We start from the raw sequence: 1,620 nt of genomic DNA, 5'->3' as shown, positions 1-1,620 counted from the left end.
CGCCGAAGCGTGCTCGTACGCCTCGCGGTCGAGGATGTTCTCGCGGGCGGCGACGATCACGGGGACCAGCGACTGGCCCGCGACGTTGGTTGCCGTGCGCATCATGTCCAGGACCGGGTCGATGGCGAGCAGCAGGCCGACGCCCTCCATGGGCAGGCCCAGCGTGGACAGGGTCAGCGTCAGCATGACCGTGGCGCCGGTCAGACCGGCCGTGGCGGCGGAGCCGACGACCGAGACGAAGGCGATGAGCAGGTACTCCTTGATGCCCAGGTTCACGTCGAAGATCTGCGCGACGAAGATCGCGGCGATCGACGGGTAGATCGCGGCGCAGCCGTCCATCTTCGTGGTGGCGCCGAAGGGCACGGCGAAGGAGGTGTACTCCTTCGGGACGCCGAGCCGCTCGGTGACCTTCTGGGTGACCGGCATGGTGCCGACCGAGGAGCGCGAGACGAAGGCGAGCTGGATCGCGGGCCAGGCGCCCTTGAAGAACTGGAGCGGGTTGACCTTGGCGACGGTGGCGAGCAGCAGCGGGTAGACGCCGAACATCACCAGGGCGCAGCCGATGTAGATGTCCGCGGTGAACGTCGCGTACTTGCTGATGAGGTTCCAGCCGTAGTCCGCGATGGCGAAGCCGATGAGGCCCACGGTGCCGATCGGGGAGAGCTTGATGACCCACCAGAGGGCCTTCTGGAGCAGCGCGAGCACGGACTCGGAGAGTTCGAGGATCGGCTGGGCCTTGTCGCCGATCTTCAGTACGGCGATACCGGCGACGGCGGCCATGAAGACGATCTGGAGGACGTTCAGCTCGGTGAAGGGCGTGATGACGTCCGTCGGGATGATCCCGGTCAGGAAGTCGATCCAGGAGCCCGCGTGGTCGGGGGCCTTGCCGTCCTTCGGGGTGAGGCCGGTGCCGGAGCCGGGGTTGGTGAGCAGGCCGATCGCGAGGCCGATGGCGACCGCGATCAGCGACGTGATCATGAACCACAGCAGGGTGCGGGTGGCCAGGCGCGCCGCGTTGTTCACCTTCCGCAGGTTGGTGATGGACACCAGGATCGCGAAGAAGACGAGCGGGGCGACGGCGAGCTTCAGCAGACCGATGAAGGTGTCGCCGACCTTGGAGAGGGTGGTGACGAGCCAGGAGATGTCCTGGCTGCGGGCGAGCCAGCCGAGCAGGACACCGAGGACGAGACCACCGAGGATCTGCGCCCAGAAGGGGATGCGGAGGAACTTGGGTATCCGGAAGCCGGAATCGGGCTTCTCGGGTCCGCTCGCCTGGTCGGCGGGCGTCGCGGAATTCGCGGACACGGACACACTCCTGTGGGGACAGTCAGGTCTGTGGGAACAGTCAGGACGGGGGACGTACGGGAGCGGCGACCGCGAAAGGTCAGCAGTGGCCGCTGCGGCGGGGTCACATTCAGACGTGACAGGCCGCGGACATGCAGCGGCAGAGGTCGACATGCAGGCGCGCCACGAGCGGGACGCTCATGGCGTGGATGTGCGCTGCTGCTGTCTTCATGTCGACAACGTTAACACTTGTACTTTGAGAACATCAAAGGCCTTGTTTGAGGTATCCGGAGGGGTCACCGCCGCATACCCGGCGCCCCAACCGCCCCCGACAGC

General features: G+C 66.6%; 1 protein-coding gene. It reads right to left on the bottom strand.

Annotation, left to right across the window (positions count from 1 at the left end; all coding sequences use genetic code 11):
• The coding region (locus tag AB8Z36_RS38755; RefSeq protein ID WP_369218056.1) for a dicarboxylate/amino acid:cation symporter at positions 1-1,305 on the bottom strand (1,305 nt) is incomplete at its 3' end.
• Between the last annotated feature and the right edge of the window lie 315 nt (positions 1,306-1,620).

This window comes from Streptomyces flavofungini (genome assembly GCF_041028215.1).
Lineage (GTDB): Bacteria > Actinomycetota > Actinomycetes > Streptomycetales > Streptomycetaceae > Streptomyces > Streptomyces flavofungini_B.
This window is presented reverse-complemented; position numbering and strand designations above follow the sequence as displayed.